This window comes from Gluconacetobacter tumulicola (assembly GCF_014174215.1).
GTDB classification, from domain to species: Bacteria; Pseudomonadota; Alphaproteobacteria; order Acetobacterales; family Acetobacteraceae; genus Gluconacetobacter; species Gluconacetobacter tumulicola.
In genome coordinates, this window is sequence record NZ_JABEQL010000014.1 from 77,216 (window position 1) to 92,561 (window position 15,346).

General features: G+C 63.2%; 15 protein-coding genes. 10 read left to right on the forward strand and 5 right to left on the reverse strand.

Features of this window, described 5'->3' with window-relative positions; all coding sequences use genetic code 11:
* Positions 1-173: 173 nt before the first annotated feature.
* Positions 174-1,133 carry an aldo/keto reductase gene (locus tag HLH29_RS11645; RefSeq protein WP_182966952.1) on the forward strand — a complete coding sequence of 320 codons (960 nt, stop codon included), beginning with the start codon at positions 174-176 and terminating at the stop codon, positions 1,131-1,133.
* Positions 1,134-1,426: 293 nt separating this feature from the next.
* Here the strand turns inward: HLH29_RS11645 and HLH29_RS11650 are convergent, their stop codons facing one another.
* The gene (locus tag HLH29_RS11650) at positions 1,427-1,999 is read right to left on the reverse strand and encodes a TetR family transcriptional regulator (protein ID WP_182966954.1); all 573 of its coding nucleotides are present in this window, start codon (positions 1,997-1,999) and stop codon (positions 1,427-1,429) included.
* A gap of 218 nt (positions 2,000-2,217) precedes the next feature.
* Here HLH29_RS11650 and HLH29_RS11655 point away from each other — a divergent pair, with 218 nt between their 5' ends.
* The 3 genes from HLH29_RS11655 to HLH29_RS11665 all read left to right on the forward strand — a co-directional run bounded on the left by HLH29_RS11655 (position 2,218) and on the right by HLH29_RS11665 (position 4,954).
* Positions 2,218-2,799: a putative quinol monooxygenase gene (locus HLH29_RS11655; protein ID WP_220791496.1), complete on the forward strand. Its 582-nt coding sequence runs from the start codon at positions 2,218-2,220 to the stop codon at positions 2,797-2,799.
* A 139-nt stretch (positions 2,800-2,938) separates the two neighbouring features.
* Positions 2,939-3,577 (forward strand): glutathione S-transferase, encoded by a 639-nt coding sequence (locus HLH29_RS11660; RefSeq protein WP_182966956.1) that lies wholly within the window; start codon positions 2,939-2,941, stop codon positions 3,575-3,577.
* Between the two features lie 231 nt (positions 3,578-3,808).
* Positions 3,809-4,954, forward strand: coding sequence for an alkene reductase (locus tag HLH29_RS11665; protein ID WP_182966958.1), 1,146 nt, complete (start codon positions 3,809-3,811; stop codon positions 4,952-4,954).
* Positions 4,955-5,100: 146 nt separating this feature from the next.
* On the opposite strand, the gene HLH29_RS11670 is transcribed toward HLH29_RS11665, so the two are convergent.
* Complete coding sequence (locus tag HLH29_RS11670; protein WP_182967022.1) at positions 5,101-6,051, reverse strand: AraC family transcriptional regulator; 951 nt, start codon at positions 6,049-6,051, stop codon at positions 5,101-5,103.
* Positions 6,052-6,150: 99 nt separating this feature from the next.
* Between HLH29_RS11670 and HLH29_RS11675 the strand changes: the two genes are divergently transcribed.
* Together HLH29_RS11675 and HLH29_RS11680 are read left to right on the forward strand one after the other, a co-directional pair.
* Positions 6,151-6,900 carry an SDR family oxidoreductase gene (locus HLH29_RS11675; RefSeq protein ID WP_182966960.1) on the forward strand — a complete coding sequence of 250 codons (750 nt, stop codon included), beginning with the start codon at positions 6,151-6,153 and terminating at the stop codon, positions 6,898-6,900.
* A 137-nt stretch (positions 6,901-7,037) separates the two neighbouring features.
* Positions 7,038-7,913, forward strand: coding sequence for an SDR family oxidoreductase (locus HLH29_RS11680; RefSeq protein ID WP_182966962.1), 876 nt, complete (start codon positions 7,038-7,040; stop codon positions 7,911-7,913).
* A 167-nt stretch (positions 7,914-8,080) separates the two neighbouring features.
* Here the strand turns inward: HLH29_RS11680 and HLH29_RS11685 are convergent, their stop codons facing one another.
* Entirely contained in the window at positions 8,081-8,488 is a 408-nt protein-coding gene (locus HLH29_RS11685) for a rhodanese-like domain-containing protein (RefSeq protein WP_182966964.1), read from the reverse strand.
* 114 nt (positions 8,489-8,602) lie between these two features.
* Between HLH29_RS11685 and HLH29_RS11690 the strand changes: the two genes are divergently transcribed.
* Positions 8,603-9,637, forward strand: coding sequence for a cysteine synthase A (locus HLH29_RS11690; protein WP_182966966.1), 1,035 nt, complete (start codon positions 8,603-8,605; stop codon positions 9,635-9,637).
* Between the two features lie 195 nt (positions 9,638-9,832).
* On the opposite strand, the gene HLH29_RS11695 is transcribed toward HLH29_RS11690, so the two are convergent.
* On the reverse strand, positions 9,833-11,110 hold the full coding sequence (locus tag HLH29_RS11695) for an MFS transporter (protein ID WP_338030231.1): 1,278 nt from the start codon (positions 11,108-11,110) through the stop codon (positions 9,833-9,835).
* 37 nt (positions 11,111-11,147) lie between these two features.
* Positions 11,148-11,927: a PRC-barrel domain-containing protein gene (locus tag HLH29_RS11700; protein ID WP_182966970.1), complete on the reverse strand. Its 780-nt coding sequence runs from the start codon at positions 11,925-11,927 to the stop codon at positions 11,148-11,150.
* Between the two features lie 149 nt (positions 11,928-12,076).
* Between HLH29_RS11700 and HLH29_RS11705 the strand changes: the two genes are divergently transcribed.
* The 3 genes from HLH29_RS11705 (at position 12,077) to HLH29_RS11715 (ending at position 15,080) form a co-directional block, all read left to right on the forward strand.
* Positions 12,077-12,799 (forward strand): response regulator, encoded by a 723-nt coding sequence (locus tag HLH29_RS11705; RefSeq protein ID WP_182966972.1) that lies wholly within the window; start codon positions 12,077-12,079, stop codon positions 12,797-12,799.
* Positions 12,800-12,825: 26 nt separating this feature from the next.
* Positions 12,826-14,292 (forward strand): ATP-binding protein, encoded by a 1,467-nt coding sequence (locus tag HLH29_RS11710; RefSeq protein ID WP_182966974.1) that lies wholly within the window; start codon positions 12,826-12,828, stop codon positions 14,290-14,292.
* Between the two features lie 338 nt (positions 14,293-14,630).
* Entirely contained in the window at positions 14,631-15,080 is a 450-nt protein-coding gene (locus HLH29_RS11715; RefSeq protein WP_182966976.1) for a hypothetical protein, read from the forward strand.
* The last annotated feature ends 266 nt before the right edge of the window (positions 15,081-15,346 follow it).

A 15,346-nucleotide genomic window follows, 5' to 3' on the forward strand; every position in this document is an offset into this window, starting at 1 on the left:
CGCACACACGCGCAAGGGCGGCAACGCGAAAGCATGGCAATGCCAGATGTGGCTTCTGGAGGATCAGGCAGTAATCCCGGCGCATCAGGCTCACGGTTCGGGGCCGCGGCGTATCACAATGTCCGCCGCGCATGGGCCACAGCAACCTGGCCCTGGACAAGCATGGAGCAAACATGACCATGGATAATCTGAAAACTCCCAAGATCGCCCTGGGGACGTGGGCTTGGGGAGACAGCGGCGAGACTGGCGACGGCTATTTCGGCAGTCTCTTGACTCGGGCTGGTCTGGAAGAGATCGCGGACAAGGCGCATGCGGCCGGCTTCACCATGTGGGATACCGCTGTGGTATACGGCATGGGTCGTTCAGAAACTGTCCTCGGGGAGGTCCTGAAGCGCTACGCCCGCAGCGACTACCAGCTCTCGACGAAGTTTACTCCGCAGGCTGCGGGGACCGGCGAAAATCCGGTGGCCGACATGCTGGAGCAGAGCCTGGCGCGCCTCGACACCGACTACATCGACCTCTACTGGATTCACAATCCAGCCGATGTCATGCGGTGGACGCCTCATTTGATCCCGTTGCTGAAGAGCGGGAAGGTCAAACATGTCGGCGTCTCCAATCACAACCTGGGCGAAATCGAACGCGCCGACCAGATCCTGGGCGAAGCCGGGTTTCGGGTCGAAGCCGTCCAGAACCACTACAGTCTCCTTTACCGTAGCTCGGAGGACGCGGGGATCCTGAACTACTGCCGCAACCAGGGCATCCCATTTTTCGCCTATATGGTGCTCGAGCAGGGCGCCCTCAGCGGCAGGTACAGTCCGGAGAATCCGCTACCGGAAGGCACCAATCGGGCGCAGGTTTACAATGGCATGCTTCCTCAGCTGAAGGCCCTGACCGACAAGCTCGCCTCGATCGGCCAGAAGCAGAATGCAGCAGCTCCCGATGTCGCAACGGCTTGGGCCATCGCCAAGGGTACGACGCCAATCATCGGTGTCACCCGGCCTGGTTACGTCGATGGTCTGGTCCGGGCCACCAGCCTGGTGCTCTCCAGTGACGACATTGCGGCGTTGGAAGCTCTTGCCGAATCTGCGAACGTGAATACCCGCGGCTGGTGGGAAAAAGAGATGCAAGTCTGAACGGCGCCGGACCGTCTTCCGTGGATTCGGGCACACGCAGGCGTCCATCTTTCAGACGAACAGCAAAAACAGAGGGGCGGTTCAATCACCACCCAGAGAGCATCAGAACGCTGTTCGGAATAGCGCCAGCCACGCGGCGATCTCGCTGAACGCGACGATATTGCCGCCATCTACCTCCATTGGTCATCCCAGATTCCTTGGCAGGAGAGTCTCGCCCACCCCGGAACACAGGAATCTGACGCTCACCTTCGGCTCAATGCTCAAAACCGCCAAAGTCCAGCCAAGAGGGACCCCTACGTCGGCAGCAGTCCAGCCGTCCGATAGCTCTCGATGAGCGCGTCGAACAAGGAAATGTCGGATCGGCTTCTCGCCATGAGTTGGGCACCCGCGACGGCGGCGAAAATGGCGCGAGCGCGCTCCTCGCTTCTCTTGCGAGGAACAATGCCTGCCGCAATCAGCTCTTTACTGAGCCATGCGACGTTCACATCAGCAAAAGTCTGGACTTCCCTCTTCACCGGCTCGGGAAGGTCGTCATATTCGGCGGACATGAAGCTGCAGAGGCAGAGCTTGTTGGCGTTCTCAAGCGATCTGCGGAAGATACCCGGGTATTGCCGAAGCGTGCTCGAAGAGCCGTCCGACTGCGTCAGATTGTCGAGATCCTTCATCGTGTCCTCCCAGTAGCGGCGCGCGACGGCTGCGCCCAGGTCGGCTTTGCTTGGAAAATGATAATATATGCTGGCCGCCTTGATGCCGACCTCTTGGGCTATGTCGCGAAAATTCAGACCGCCATACCCATGGGCCTGGGCTGCGCGCTTTGCGGCGGCGAGAATGGTTTCTCGAGCATTCGGACTGGCTTTGACGTTCACGGGATTACCACCTTTCACCTACCATCTGACAGATAAAGCTTGACGAAGCAATTGTCCGCCGCCATGAATGACTACCATCTGTCAGGTAGGCATCTCGCACCCCTGAAGCAATCGCCTCCCCTCGGGGCGAATGAGGCTCGGGCGTGACAGCCGCCGAAACAGACAGGGAAATGATTGAGCTACGTTGTCGTCGAGAAAATCCTGTTTGGACGTAAGAAATGAAAACCAGAAAAATCGGTGATCGGACGCACGTCGCGCGACGCGATTTCATCCACACTACGGGAGCGGCCATCGGTATGAGTTCATTGATGGCTGCATTTGCCCATGCCCGCCCGATCACGAAAACCAACCCTGCGAAGGATCCTCTGATGAGTGCGAACGAACAGTCACCAGGCCCACATTCGGCGCAGAATCCGCCTTTGGACGTGCATCCGGGGTGGGTTCGGAGCGGGTATGACAATACTCCAGGCCCGAAAGCCTATTATATCAACCTTGAAGCCAAGCCTGGGAAAGGCGATCTGGTCGAAAAGTTCCTGCGGGACATCCTCGCTGGCGTCGAACAGGAGCCAGGAACCGGTCCGTGGTTCGGGTGCCGTTTTTCCGAGACGACGTTCGGAATTTTCGAGGCGTTTCCGGACACTGCGGCGCGCAATGCCCACGACGTCGGACCCGGGGGACGAAATTTTCTCAGGTCGGCCGAACTGGCGGAAATGCTTGCCTATCCGGCGCATTTATATCGCCTGGACGTCATGTTTGGAAAATATGACGTGATGTTAGGCAAGAAGGTGGTTGCGGGTTAAATCCGACCACGGTCGCGTGGATACCATCTCCGCCAAGGGCGCCGTAGTACGATTTCTATAATCATACTCTGACGCGCGACATATTTTTTTGATTTTCCACCCTGCTACGTGCGCAGGCGGACTTCCATGGGAAGAAAAGATGAAAATTTATGACTGGCCCACCGGGCCTTATCCGGCTCGTGTTCGTATTGCCCTGACTGAGAAGGGCATGGAGTCCAGAATCGCGTTCGAAAAGGTCGATCTTTGGAAGGGAGAGCACAAGATGGCGGGCTTCCTGAAAAAGAACTACTCCGGCACCTTGCCGGTGCTGGAGCTCGACGATGGCGCGTTCATCGCTGAATGTACGGCCATTACCGAATATCTGGATAATCTTGATGGAAACCCGATTTTGACCGGGAACACGCCCCGGGAGAAGGGTGAGATCCACATGATGAGCAAGCGCGTAGAACTGGAGGTGATGGATGCGGTCAGCGTCTATTTCCATCATGCAACGCCTGGTCTAGGGCCGGATGTGGAACTCTACCAGAATAACGAATGGGGTTTAAGGCAGCGGGACAAGGCCCTGAGGGGCATGCGTTATTTTGATTCCGTCTTGCAAGAGCGTCCATTTGTCGCCGGTGAAAAATTCTCGATGGCCGATATTACTCTTGTGGGCGGCCTGATCTTTGCGACGCTCGTGAAGCTGGCCGTTCCCGAGGAATGCACGGCCCTGCTGGCATGGTACGAGCGAATGAAAGAGCGCCCAAGCGTCGCCAAACAACTCGCACTGAAAGCATAACCCTAAAGCAATGTGCGTCGGGAGATAGGGAACTCCGCCCCTCCTTACGGCAAGCGGGGCGTATGAACATGGCATCATTCACGTTTCATGGCCCCGGAGCACTTTGCTTCGGTCAAAACACATCAGATGCTTTGCCCAACTGCTTATGAACGACCCCGACCCTGTCACGCCCGAAGAAATCCACCGCATCTTTTAAGGATGCCTGTCGCGGAACGCAGCGGAGCAACAGATATGCATAGTAGAGTTTACTTTTCCCCGACGCAGTTGGGTTGTCACACCTTGACCAACCGGATTGTCCTGCCGCCGTTGACCCGCCAGCGCGCCGCCCAGCCCGGTGACGTCGCAACGGATCTCATGGCGGACTATTATCGCCAGCGCGCAAGCGCCGGGTTCATGGTCACCGAAGGCGCGCAGATCGAACCGCGGGGCCAGGGCTACGCCTGGACGCCAGGCATCTACAGCGAAGAACAGATCGTGGGGTGGCGGAAGGTCACACAAGCGGTCCACGCCGAAGGCGGCGTGATCTTCGCCCAGCTCTGGCATGTAGGGCGCGTCTCCCACAACGCGCTACAGCCGAATGGCGAGGTTCCCATTGCGCCATCAGCCATCGCGCCGCAGAAGGTCAAGGCATTCATCGAAACCGGACCGGGCGTCGGTGAGTTGGTGCGGCCGCCAACGCCGCGCGCGCTCACTGTTCCCGAAATCAAGGAGCTTGTGCAGATATACGCCCAGGCGGCGCGGAACGCTATCGCGGCGGGATTCGACGGCGTCGAGATACACGCGGCGAACGGCTACTTGGTGAACCAGTTCATTTCCGCCCGCGCCAACCAACGTGCAGACGAATACGGCGGCTCACTGGAAAACCGACTGCGCTTCCTCCGCGAGATCGTCGCGGCTGTGTCCGAAGCCGTGGGGCCGAACCGGCTCGGCGTACGCTTTACTCCGCTGTTCGAGAGCACCGATCAGGATCGCGTTTATATCGGCCTCGTCGAGGACGATCCGCACGCGACATATATCGCCGCGATCAAGGTGCTCGAAGACGCTGACGTCGCTTATGTGTCAATCGCCGAAGCAGACTGGGACAATGCACCGGATTTACCGCTGAGCTTTCGAAAGGCGGTTCGAGCGGCCTTTTCGGGTCGCATTATCTACGCCGGAAAATACACCTCCGAACGTGGAGCCAGCCTTCTCGAAACTGGCTTGGCCGATCTCATCGCTTTCGGCCGGACCTTCATCGCCAACCCCGACCTGCCGGCGCGCATCTCCAATGGCTGGCCGCTGAATCCGTTGCGTCCCGAATATCTTTACGGCGGTGGCGAGAAAGGTTTCACCGACTATCCGGTCTACTCGCAGAGCGTCACCGACACACCGCTTTGAGCGTCGTATAAGAAGCGCGCCTGACAGGCTGCGGAAAAGCGACCAGCGTCGAGCCGTGAATGATGATTCGTCGCCGAGACGGAAACGGATGCCGATCTCGACAAGGCTGTCGATGGCGCGATCGCTGTAAAATACCGTACGGCGCTCTATGATCCACCGGGTCCAAAGGAAGGAAATCCTGAATATCGGTCGTGCCTGATGCGCATGGCCTTGGCGTAGCGCATCGGCGACATGCCGACGTGGCGGGAGAAGGCCGTGCTGAACGTGCTGCCGGAACCATAGCCGACCTGCGCGGCAATATGCTCGATCGTCAACTCCCGCGTACGCAGCAGACGCTTGGCCAGCGCCATCCGCCATGCCAGCAGATATTCCATGGGCGGATGCCCGACGACGCGCGTGAAGCGCGCGAAGAACGCCGAACGCGACATTCCGGCTTCGGCGGCGAGACCGGCAACAGTCCAGCTCCGCTCGGGGCGTGCATGCATGGCGCGCAGGGCAGTGACCAGACGATCGTCCGCCAACCCCCGAGAGAGGCTCGGTATCGACGTGACATCGGCCCCGCACCGCAGCGCCTCGATGAGCAGCACTTCAAGAAGGCGCTCCAGGACCACCTCCCGTCCTGGTCGGGAATGACGCGTTTCATCGGCCACCAGCTGAAGCAGAAGCGCAAGCCGCGGCTCGTCGCTGGCGACGATCATCGCCGGCAACAGGGAGACGAGCAACACAGCGTCGGGCGAGGCGAAACTGCAGAGTCCGACCTGCATTCTGAGATTGACCGGCTCGTCGGGCTTTCCGATCCGGAAACGCCCCTCGCCGATCTTCGTCGGCATCATCGCAATTCCGTATGGCGGCGCGTCGATACTTTCCACGACGTGGTCGTTGGTCGAGGGGGACAGCACGAAATCCCCCTTCCGCACGATGATCGGCGGTCGACCGGATGACACGACCCTGCACGCGCCCTCCAGGACCGCGAAAAAGACCGGCTTGCCCTCGATGTTGCGGCGGATGCGCCATCGCCCGGCATATTCGACAAGCTTGGAATAACTGGCCGAAGGCTGGAGCAGGGCCACGATCTCGGCAAGCGGATCAACGGTCATAACAGGACTATCGCCAATAAGTTCGAGACAGTCGACCATAGATCGTCTGCCGGTTCACGACCATATCTGGATAGCCACAAACAAAATCGGAGCATGCTCATGCCCACCGTTCTCATCACCGGCTGTTCATCGGGCTTCGGTCTCGAAACTGCGAAACTGTTCCTCGCAAAGGGCTGGAACGTCATCGCCACGATGCGTCAGCCCAGGGCCGACATTCTGCCCGTTTCAGACAATCTCACCGTCTTGCCACTCGACGTCACCGATCCGGAGAGCATCAGGAAAGCGGTCGAGCAAGCTGGCGATATCGATGTACTGGTCAACAATGCGGGAATTGGCGCAGCCGTGCCGATCGAATTGATCGAACCGGATACGGCCCGCCTGTTGTTCGAGACCAACACGCTCGGGACGCTGGCGACGATGCAGGCGGTCCTGCCCGGATTCCGCAAGCGCCGCAGCGGCACCATCATCAACGTCACATCGACAGTAACGCTCAAGTCGCTGCCGCTGGTTGGTGTCTACCGGGCCAGCAAGGCGGCTGTAAACGCACTGACCGAAAGCCTCGCGGTCGAAATGGCGCCGTTGGGCGTGCGTGTGCATATCGTTCTTCCTGGTCGTTCGCCCGAGACAAGCTTCAGCACGAACGCCACGCCGCATCTGCGCGGACTGGATAACCCCGACTACAAGCCGATGATCGAAAGCATGATCGCAAGCTTTCGCGATGAGAGAGGTCCGCTCACTCATGCGACCGATGTGGCCGCGGCGATCTGGCGGGCCGCCACCGATCCGGGCGCTCCGCTCAGGATCGCGGCCGGCGAGGACGCGGTCCAGTGGATGGCCGAGGCCGGATGACGGCATCCTGGTCGATCAACGGCTGTTTTCATCTGGCGAGAATAGTCGCTTACGCAAAACAGCCCGAACGATAGGGCCACTTCTGATATCATCGATGATAATATTTTTTATCGTTCCGCCGATACAAGGACGCGATTATGATCATTGTGACAGGCGCCAATGGCCAGCTCGGCCGCGGGATTGTCAAGAGCCTGGTGGGACGCGGTGTGGCATCGCATGAGATTGTCGCGAGTGTCCGCGATCCCAGGAGGGCCGCCGACCTCGCCGCCCTGGGCGTCACCATACGTCGCGGCGACTTTGCGGATGCGCGTAGCCTGGAAGCTGCATTTCGAGGCGCGGACAAGGTTCTTATCGTCTCAGCAGATAAGCTCGGCGAGGAGGCATTGCGGCTTCATCGCACAGCAATCGAGGCCGCGCGCACCGTAGGCGCACGCCGCATTTTTTACACCAGCCATATGGGCGCACGTCCGGGCTCACCTTTCCTGCCGGCAGACCAGCACGCTGCTACCGAAGCGGACTTGGCCGCAAGCGGGATTGCTTACACTTCCCTGCGCCACGGCTTTTACGTTGAAAGCTGCCTCCATATGATTGGCGATGACCTGCGTAGAGGGGAACTCCGAACCCCCGAAGACGGCCCGGTCAGTTGGACAGCGCGGGGCGATCTCGCCGAAGCCGACGGCGCGATCCTGGCGACCAAAGGCGGATGGGACGGTATCACCCCTTCTCTAACAGCAGGAGAGGCCATCACAATGGCTGAGATCGCCGTGATCGCATCGGAAGTGACCGGTCGGACGGTGCGTCACGTCACCGTCACTGACGAGGCATGGCGTGATGCGAAGATCGCGGCCGGGATGCCCGCCATTTACGCTGACATGCTTTTAGGAGCGTTCCGGGCCGCTCGTCAGGGAGACTTCGCCACGACCGGTCCGGCGTTGGCCGCGCTCCTCGGCCGTACACCCAGGACCATACGGGATGCCCTGTCCGCGCCGGATTTTAATCAACCGCATCGATAGCCGCACGAAAAGGGATAAGACATGAGACCAAAGGGTGTAGCCGCTGACTCGGGTGTGCCGTGACGAACGGCATCGGTTCCGATTCTCTTGAATTGGAAGGGGGATCAGGCCGATGACGGCGGCAGTGAAGCTACGGTATGGTATTCGGCCTCCGACCTAACTGACAGCTAGTTCTGGCGCCAGGGCAGCCCGTCGGCCTTCCATCCCGCCCGACGACCCCGATGGCCCTCCGCATCCAGCGGGCCCTCGAATCCGCCGGCCACGTTGAACACCTGCGTAAATCCCGCCATTCGCGCCGCCATCGCGGCAGACTGGCTTCGCGCGCCGGAGCGGCAGATGAAATGGATCTCATGCTCCGGCGTCAGACCCGCCGCCTGAAGCTGCTCCACAAAGCGCGGGTTCGGCTGGCCGCCCAGCGTCTGCCACGACACCGGGATCACCTGCTTGCCAACCGATGTCAGGTCGGGCAGGCCCACGAACATCCATTCCGCATCGGTGCGCACGTCGACCAGCTGCGCTTGCGGGCGGTTGCCCAGCGCATTCCAGGTTTGAGTGGGGGCTACGTCCTCGATCATCTTGTGTCCCATCGCAAGAATGCACATTGTGCGCGTAACGGGCGCCCGACCCCGGCCGGGCGCATTCCGGCGGCCGACCAGCCGCCACGCACGTTGCGGAGAAGGTGCTGCGTTATGGGCCAAAGTGCAAATCCCGCCCCGATCGGCTGGACGACCTCGTCCTCCGACATGACTGCCGCGATCGGCCACACGCCGCTGATCCGCCTGCGGCGCGCGTCTGAACTGACGGGCTGCGAGATCCTGGGCAAGGCGGAATTCATGAATCCCGGCGGCTCGGTCAAGGACCGCGCCGCCCTGGCGATCATCGACGATGCCGAACGGCGCGGCGTGCTCAAACCCGGCGGCACGGTGGTCGAAGGCACGGCCGGCAATACCGGCATCGGGCTCACGCTGGTCGCCAACGCCCGCGGCTACCGCTCGGTGATCGTGATGCCGGAGACCCAGAGCCAGGAGAAGATCGACTTCCTGCGCATGATCGGCGCCGACCTGCGCCTGGTGCCGGCCAAGCCGTTCCGCGATCCGGGCAACTACGTCCACGTCTCCCGCCGCCTGGCCGAGGAAACGGGCGCGGTCTGGGCCAACCAGTTCGACAATCTCGCCAACCGCGAGGGCCACCGCGCCACCACCGGCCCCGAAATCTGGACCCAGACGGCAGGCAAGATCGACGCCTTCACCTGCTCCTGCGGCACAGGCGGCACGCTGGCCGGCATCGCCCTGGGCCTGGAGGATTCCGCCCGCGCCGAAGGCCGCGCGCGCCCCCGGATCGTGCTGGCCGACCCGGAAGGCTCGGCCCTGTACGGCTGGGTCAAGTCCGGCGACCTCAGCGTCAGCGGCAGTTCGATCACCGAGGGCATCGGCCAGTCGCGCGTCACCGGCAACCTGGAAGGCATCGCCATCGACGACGCCGAACGCATCCCCGACCCCGAGGCGCTGGACCTGATCTACGAGCTGCTGATCCAGGAAGGCCTGTCGATCGGCGGCTCGTCGGGCATCAACGTGGCGGCCGCCATCCGCGTCGCGCGCAGGATGGGCCCCGGCCACACGATCGTCACCATCCTGTGCGACGGCGGCAGCCGCTACCAGTCCAAGCTCTTCAACCCCGCCTTCCTGCGCGGGAAGAACCTGCCCGTCCCGCCCTGGCTCGCATGACAGCCACCTGACGGGCCGTTTGCACGATCACCCTGCCGACGATCCGACACGCTTTCCCGCGCGTCGGATCGCACGGCGGCCAGGGCCGCTCCGCACCGACGGTGCGGAAACACATCATCCACACGGCCACGCCGCCCTCCGGATACGCCATTTTTTCAGACGGCCTCCATATCCCCGACCGGAAGACCGGCGCCCTTACGGCGTTCCCTCGGCCGTGTCCTTCCCTGCGGCCACGGCCGGCACCGCATCCGGGCGCGCCGTATCGCCCATCAGCAGCGCGACCAGCAGCACGCATATCACCCCCGCCGCCGCCAGGATCAGAAAAGCCAGCGAAGCCGAACGGTCGGCCACGGTGCCGGCCAGCGAGGTCGAAAAACTCGCACCCGCCCCCATGGCCAGCCCCAGAATGCCCATGCACATGTTGAACCGCCCGCTGATGCGCGTCAGGTCGGCGGCCACCAGCGGCATCATCACCCCGAACGACGACGAACTGATCCCGTCCAGCAACTGGATCGCGATGATCAGATAGGGGTTGCTCGTCGTCGCCAGCAGGGCGGCGCGCAACGGCAGGGCGGCAAAAGTCACCAGCATCACCGGCCGCCGCCCGATCGTCTCCGCCAGCCGGCCGATGACCGGCGACAGCGCCGCGCCGACCAGCTGCGGCAGCAGGATGCAGGCCGCGATCACGATCTCGGCGATATTGCCCGCATCCTTGGTCACCTGCCCCGCCGCCAGCGACAGGATACCCGCCGCCGACAGATGGAAGAAAGCGACGCAGATCGCAAAGGCGAACAGCCGCCGGTCGCGCAGCAATTCCCACATCGCCCCCTTGGTGCGGGGCGGCCGCTCGCCCTCGGCCACGGCAGCGGTGTTGATCGAGGCCGGCGCTTCGACCGGCTCGATCATCATCAGCGCCATCAGCCCCGGCATCGCCAGCGCGGCACCGAGGAAGAAGGTGGCCTGGGGCGACACCCAATAGCCCACCGCCCCCATCAGCCCCGAGCCGATGGCGTTGCCGATGGACGCAAAACTGGCATTGCGGCCGAATCGCTCGCCCAGCTGCCCCTTGCCGTCATCGGGCAGGCGCAGCACCTGCGCCGCCACCACCGCCAGGGTGATGGCACCGATCGCCGGCGTCAGCGTGCAGCTCGCCAGCCCGTGCAGAACCTCCGCCAGGGCGACGGGCATCTGCTGCGGAAAGATGGCCAGCAGCAGGCATGAGAAGATCACGGCAAGAATCGACAGCGCCGCCACGCGATGCTTGTCGCGCAGCCGGTCGACCAGCATCCCGGCCGGAACCTGGCTGACCATGGCGGTGACCGACCCGATGCTCAGGACGTAGCCGATCTGGCCCTGCGTCCAGTGGGCGCCGGTCAGATACACCGCGATGAACGAGCCGAAAGAAGCCTGCAGATTTCCGACGAAGAAATTGAGCAAATCCAGCCCGCGCTGGCTGTTCCTGGGCAGTTTCACGCAGGGCCGTCCCCGCGCTGTCCCCTGTCGCGCCGCCTCATCGCGCCATGAACCCCGACCGGCCGGCGGCGGCATGCCCCGTGGGCGGCCCGTCTCCCCCGCCACCCGGCGCGGGGGGCACCAGCGGCGGCGGCACGGGCTGGGGTTCGACCGATAGCGGACCGGGCTCGGCCTCGGCGGGGGCCACCACCGGGGCCACGGGCGCTGCGGCCGGCACCATGGGCGCGGGCGGCGGCGCCTGGACCACCGTCACATCCATCGAGGTCGGGTCATAGGCCGGGGCCGAACGGACCCCCGCCCCGTCGATGCGCAGCTTGACCGGGCTCTTCTCCGTCAGCCCGCCCATCACGAACGCATCCCACGCAATGGCGATGCGCCGGTTGCCCACCCCCAGAAAACCGCCGACATCCACCACCACGGCCGCCGGACGCCCCTCCTGGTCCAGCAGCACGTCGATCACCTGCCCCACATGGCTGCCATCGGGCGCCACCACGTCGCGGTCGATCAGGCTGCCCAGCCGGTGCGCGGCGGTGGCTGGCACGGCATGGCCATGCCCGGTCTGCGCCGGCGGCGGCGCGGCCAGCACGACCGGCGGCGGCGCCGTCAGCTCCGGCAGGTCGCCCGTCGGCATGTCCCGCGCGGGATTGCCGAGAAAGGGCACTCCCGGCCCGCTATCCGGGCCAGGCACCACCGGGTCGGCCGCGCGAACGGCGCCGGCCGACAGGACAAGAAGGGCCGACAGCGCGCCGAACAGGACCGCCGGACGTACGAAACGGCCGGGCGTACGCGCGACCGGGGACAGGGTGGAATGTTCCATTCCCAATCCTGTGCATGAACCGGGCGCTCCTGTCACAGGCTTCCAGCGGGTCCATCGCGTTTTTTTCCGGCCCCGCCCCTTCCGGGCCCCGATTGCAACCGAATGAAACACCGGCTGCACGGCGCGAAAAAGCGCGTTAGAACGAAGGCATGGAGCCCCTGCCTCATATTCTGGTCGTCGACGACGACCGCGAAATCCGCGATCTTCTCGCCCGTTTCCTCGAACGCAACATGTTCCGCGTCACCACGGCGCGCGACGGGCGCGAGACCCGCAAGGCGTGGCAGGCCGGCCATTACCAGATCGTGGTGCTGGACCTGATGCTGCCCGGCGAAACCGGTCTGGAACTCGCCCGCTGGCTGCGCGAGCAGGCCAATGTGCCCATCATCATGCTGACGGCGATGGGCGAGGAGACCGACCGCATCATCGGCCTGGAAATGGGCGCCGACGATTACCTGCCCAAACCCTTCAACCCGCGCGAATTGCTGGCGCGAATCCGCGCCATCCTGCGCCGGACCAGCGAGACCGCCACCCTGCGCGGCGCCGGCGGCGCGGCCCAGTGCCTGCATTTCTCGGGCTGGACGCTGGACGCCACAAGGCGGCGGCTGCTCAACCCCGACGGTACCGAGGTGGCGCTGACGGGCGGCGAATACGACCTGCTGACGGCCCTGCTCGACCGCGCCAACCGGGTCCTGACCCGCGACATGCTGTTCGACCTGCTGCGCGGCCGCCAGGCCGGTCCCTTCGACCGCGCGATCGACGTCGCCATCAGCCGCCTGCGCCGCAAGCTGGAAGATAATGGCCGCAACGCCCAGCTCATCAAGACCGTCCGCGGCGGCGGCTACGTGCTGGCATCCGATGTCGAACGCAGTTGATGACCAGAGCTGAAGACCGACGCTGAATGAACGAAACCGATTCGGGCCCGGCCGCCCGCACGCCCCGCCTGCCCCGCCGCGTGCTCCGCTGGTTCTGGCCCCGCTCGCTGGCCGCCCGCACCAGCCTGCTGCTGATCGTCGGCCTGGGGATCATCGAGGCCATCGGGCTGACCGTCCACGCGCTGGACCGCATCGATTTCGACCGCCGCATGATCCAGCAGGAAAGCCAGAATCATGTCGGCATGATCTATCGCTCGATCGTCGAGACCCAGCCGCAGGACCGCGAGGCCGAACTCGAGGCCCTGCACCCGCCCGCGACCTTCCACATCGCCCTCACCCCCGGCCCCGACCCCGACATGGTCGAACAGACGGCCAACGACCCGATGGCCCATATGCATATGGGCCAGCCCCCCTTCGGGCACGAGCCCTTCGACCGGCCACCCTTCGCCCGCTCGCCCCAGGGCCAGCCGCCGCTGCCGCCCCACCTGCGGCCGCGCCAGATCCTGTTCAGCGCGCCGCACGGCTCGCCCCGGCGGGCGGTGGCGTTCCTGCTGCCCGACGAGACACGGTGGCTGACGATCCACTACACCCTGCCGGCGCCCAATCCGTTCCGCTCCCCCACCTTCCCCACCGCCTTCGCGCTGATGACGGTGGCCGGCGGCGTGCTGATCGTCTGGGGCGTGCGGCGGCTGGTCGCCCCCGTCGGCACCCTGGCGGCAGCGGCCGAGGCGCTGGGCCGCGACGTCAACGCCCCGCCGATGTCCGAGGACGGGCCGCTGGAAATCGCCCGCGCGGCGCAGGCCTTCAACACCATGGCCAACCGCATCAGGCGCTTCCTCACCGACCGCACTCTGATGCTGACGGCCATCGGCCACGATTTGCGCACCCCGATCACCCGCCTGAAGCTACGGGCGGAATTCGTCGAGGACGACGAACTGCGCGGCAAGTTCCTGGCCGACCTGGACGAGCTGGAAGCCATGGTCTCCGCCACCCTGGCCTTCGGGCGCGATACCTCGCGCCGCGAACCCATGAGCCGGCTGGACCTCACCGCCCTGCTCCAGACCATCCTGGACGAAGCCGCGGAAACCCACCCCGACCAGGCCGACGCGATCGGCTTCGCCGCCCCCCCGCCGGCGGTGACGATCGCGGCCCGCCCGGTGGCGCTGAAGCGCGCGCTGAACAACCTGATCCAGAACGCCATCCTCTATGGCGGCGGCGCCCAGGTCACGCTGGAAACGCCGCTGCCGGAAAACGAGGGCGAAAGGCTGGTCACGGTCCTGATCGAGGATGACGGCCCCGGCCTCCCCCCCGAGGATCTCAACCGGATGTTCGAACCCTTCGTCCGCGCCGAAATCAGCCGCAACCGCGAAACCGGCGGCACCGGCCTGGGCCTGGCCATCGCCCGCAACATCATCTGGGGCCTCGGCGGCGACATCCGCCTGGGCAACCGCACACCCCACGGGCTACGCGCCACCGTCACCCTGGTCTGCTGATGCCCCCGTGGGTCTATGCCCGCCTTCCTGCCAGCCCAGAAGCGAAAAACGCATAAAACAGGATTTCGGGCTGTATGATGCAGTTCAACAGATGAAAGAGTATTTCCGGCATGGATGGCGGACATGGCACGCATATGTCGGGATAGTCAAATAACGTCTTGAAATCAGTGAAACTCTTCATCGGTTTCATTGCGGACAGCGCTCTGAACGGCGGATTCAGATCCACCTTGAAGGGCGATCAGCAGCAAAAACAGAAGCGAAAGCGCTGCTGACATATTCACGAAAATGAACAAAAAAAGTGAATATCGCCGCATTGACGTAAACATTACCCGCCAGACATGTCAACTGATTCATGGTGGCATCATGCCATCAAAGAAAAGGTGATTGGAATGTATTTCCAGCAAGCACATGATCCCGCTTTTTCGTGGAAATATGATCGATCCATAAACAACAGACAAAAAAACAGCACTGAAATCATAATTTTTTCGGAACAGTCTCTCTTTATCCACAAACGGCACGAATTTTTTCCTCCGGCTTCAGACGAGCGCAAGACGCCCATCCCTTTGGAAGCAAAAAAAGTGCGTGGGGAAGACGGTCAATGTGTATCCACCACCAGCATGCGAATATGTGCGGCCAGAGAACAACCGGCTTCGCATCATCGCTGGCAGCCACAACCATACCGCAGGCAACAGACGGAAAAATTGCCCAGCGAACAGTTTGTTCAGAGGTCTCATGAGGTTCGACACGACCGCCAGGAAGGCAGAACCTGCCCGGTTCGCCTGACTTAACTCGTTACCCGATCAATACTTCTCCTCGATTGTTAAACAATGATGCCGACCTCAATGGTCGGAGTGTTGGCTCCCTTCACTGCTCACGCGGCAACGGTCTCTTGCGACCTGATCTCGCGGAGTGCCATCGACGCAGTGTAGTGACCACTGATAAAAGCCGCGACGATTCCTCGAAAGCGACCGCATGCGTCACCGGCAACCCAAGCGGGGGCCGTAGGCATGCGCAGGGACCCGTCAGTGGCTGGATACCAACCGACACCTTCTAG

Excerpts from the sequence above, each read along its gene's own strand:
- HLH29_RS11685 (WP_182966964.1), bottom strand. The coding sequence starts at position 8,488 with ATGATCGAGGACGTAGCCCCCACTCAAACCTGGAATGCGCTGGGCAAC.
- HLH29_RS11675 (WP_182966960.1), top strand. The coding sequence starts at position 6,151 with ATGCCCACCGTTCTCATCACCGGCTGTTCATCGGGCTTCGGTCTCGAA.
- HLH29_RS11680 (WP_182966962.1), top strand. The coding sequence starts at position 7,038 with ATGATCATTGTGACAGGCGCCAATGGCCAGCTCGGCCGCGGGATTGTC.
- HLH29_RS11715 (WP_182966976.1), top strand. The coding sequence starts at position 14,631 with ATGTCAACTGATTCATGGTGGCATCATGCCATCAAAGAAAAGGTGATT.
- HLH29_RS11690 (WP_182966966.1), top strand. The coding sequence starts at position 8,603 with ATGGGCCAAAGTGCAAATCCCGCCCCGATCGGCTGGACGACCTCGTCC.
- HLH29_RS11665 (WP_182966958.1), top strand. The coding sequence starts at position 3,809 with ATGCATAGTAGAGTTTACTTTTCCCCGACGCAGTTGGGTTGTCACACC.
- HLH29_RS11645 (WP_182966952.1), top strand. The coding sequence starts at position 174 with ATGACCATGGATAATCTGAAAACTCCCAAGATCGCCCTGGGGACGTGG.
- HLH29_RS11660 (WP_182966956.1), top strand. The coding sequence starts at position 2,939 with ATGAAAATTTATGACTGGCCCACCGGGCCTTATCCGGCTCGTGTTCGT.
- HLH29_RS11705 (WP_182966972.1), top strand. The coding sequence starts at position 12,077 with ATGGAGCCCCTGCCTCATATTCTGGTCGTCGACGACGACCGCGAAATC.
- HLH29_RS11700 (WP_182966970.1), bottom strand. The coding sequence starts at position 11,927 with ATGGAACATTCCACCCTGTCCCCGGTCGCGCGTACGCCCGGCCGTTTC.
- HLH29_RS11670 (WP_182967022.1), bottom strand. The coding sequence starts at position 6,051 with ATGACCGTTGATCCGCTTGCCGAGATCGTGGCCCTGCTCCAGCCTTCG.
- HLH29_RS11655 (WP_220791496.1), top strand. The coding sequence starts at position 2,218 with ATGAAAACCAGAAAAATCGGTGATCGGACGCACGTCGCGCGACGCGAT.
- HLH29_RS11710 (WP_182966974.1), top strand. The coding sequence starts at position 12,826 with ATGAACGAAACCGATTCGGGCCCGGCCGCCCGCACGCCCCGCCTGCCC.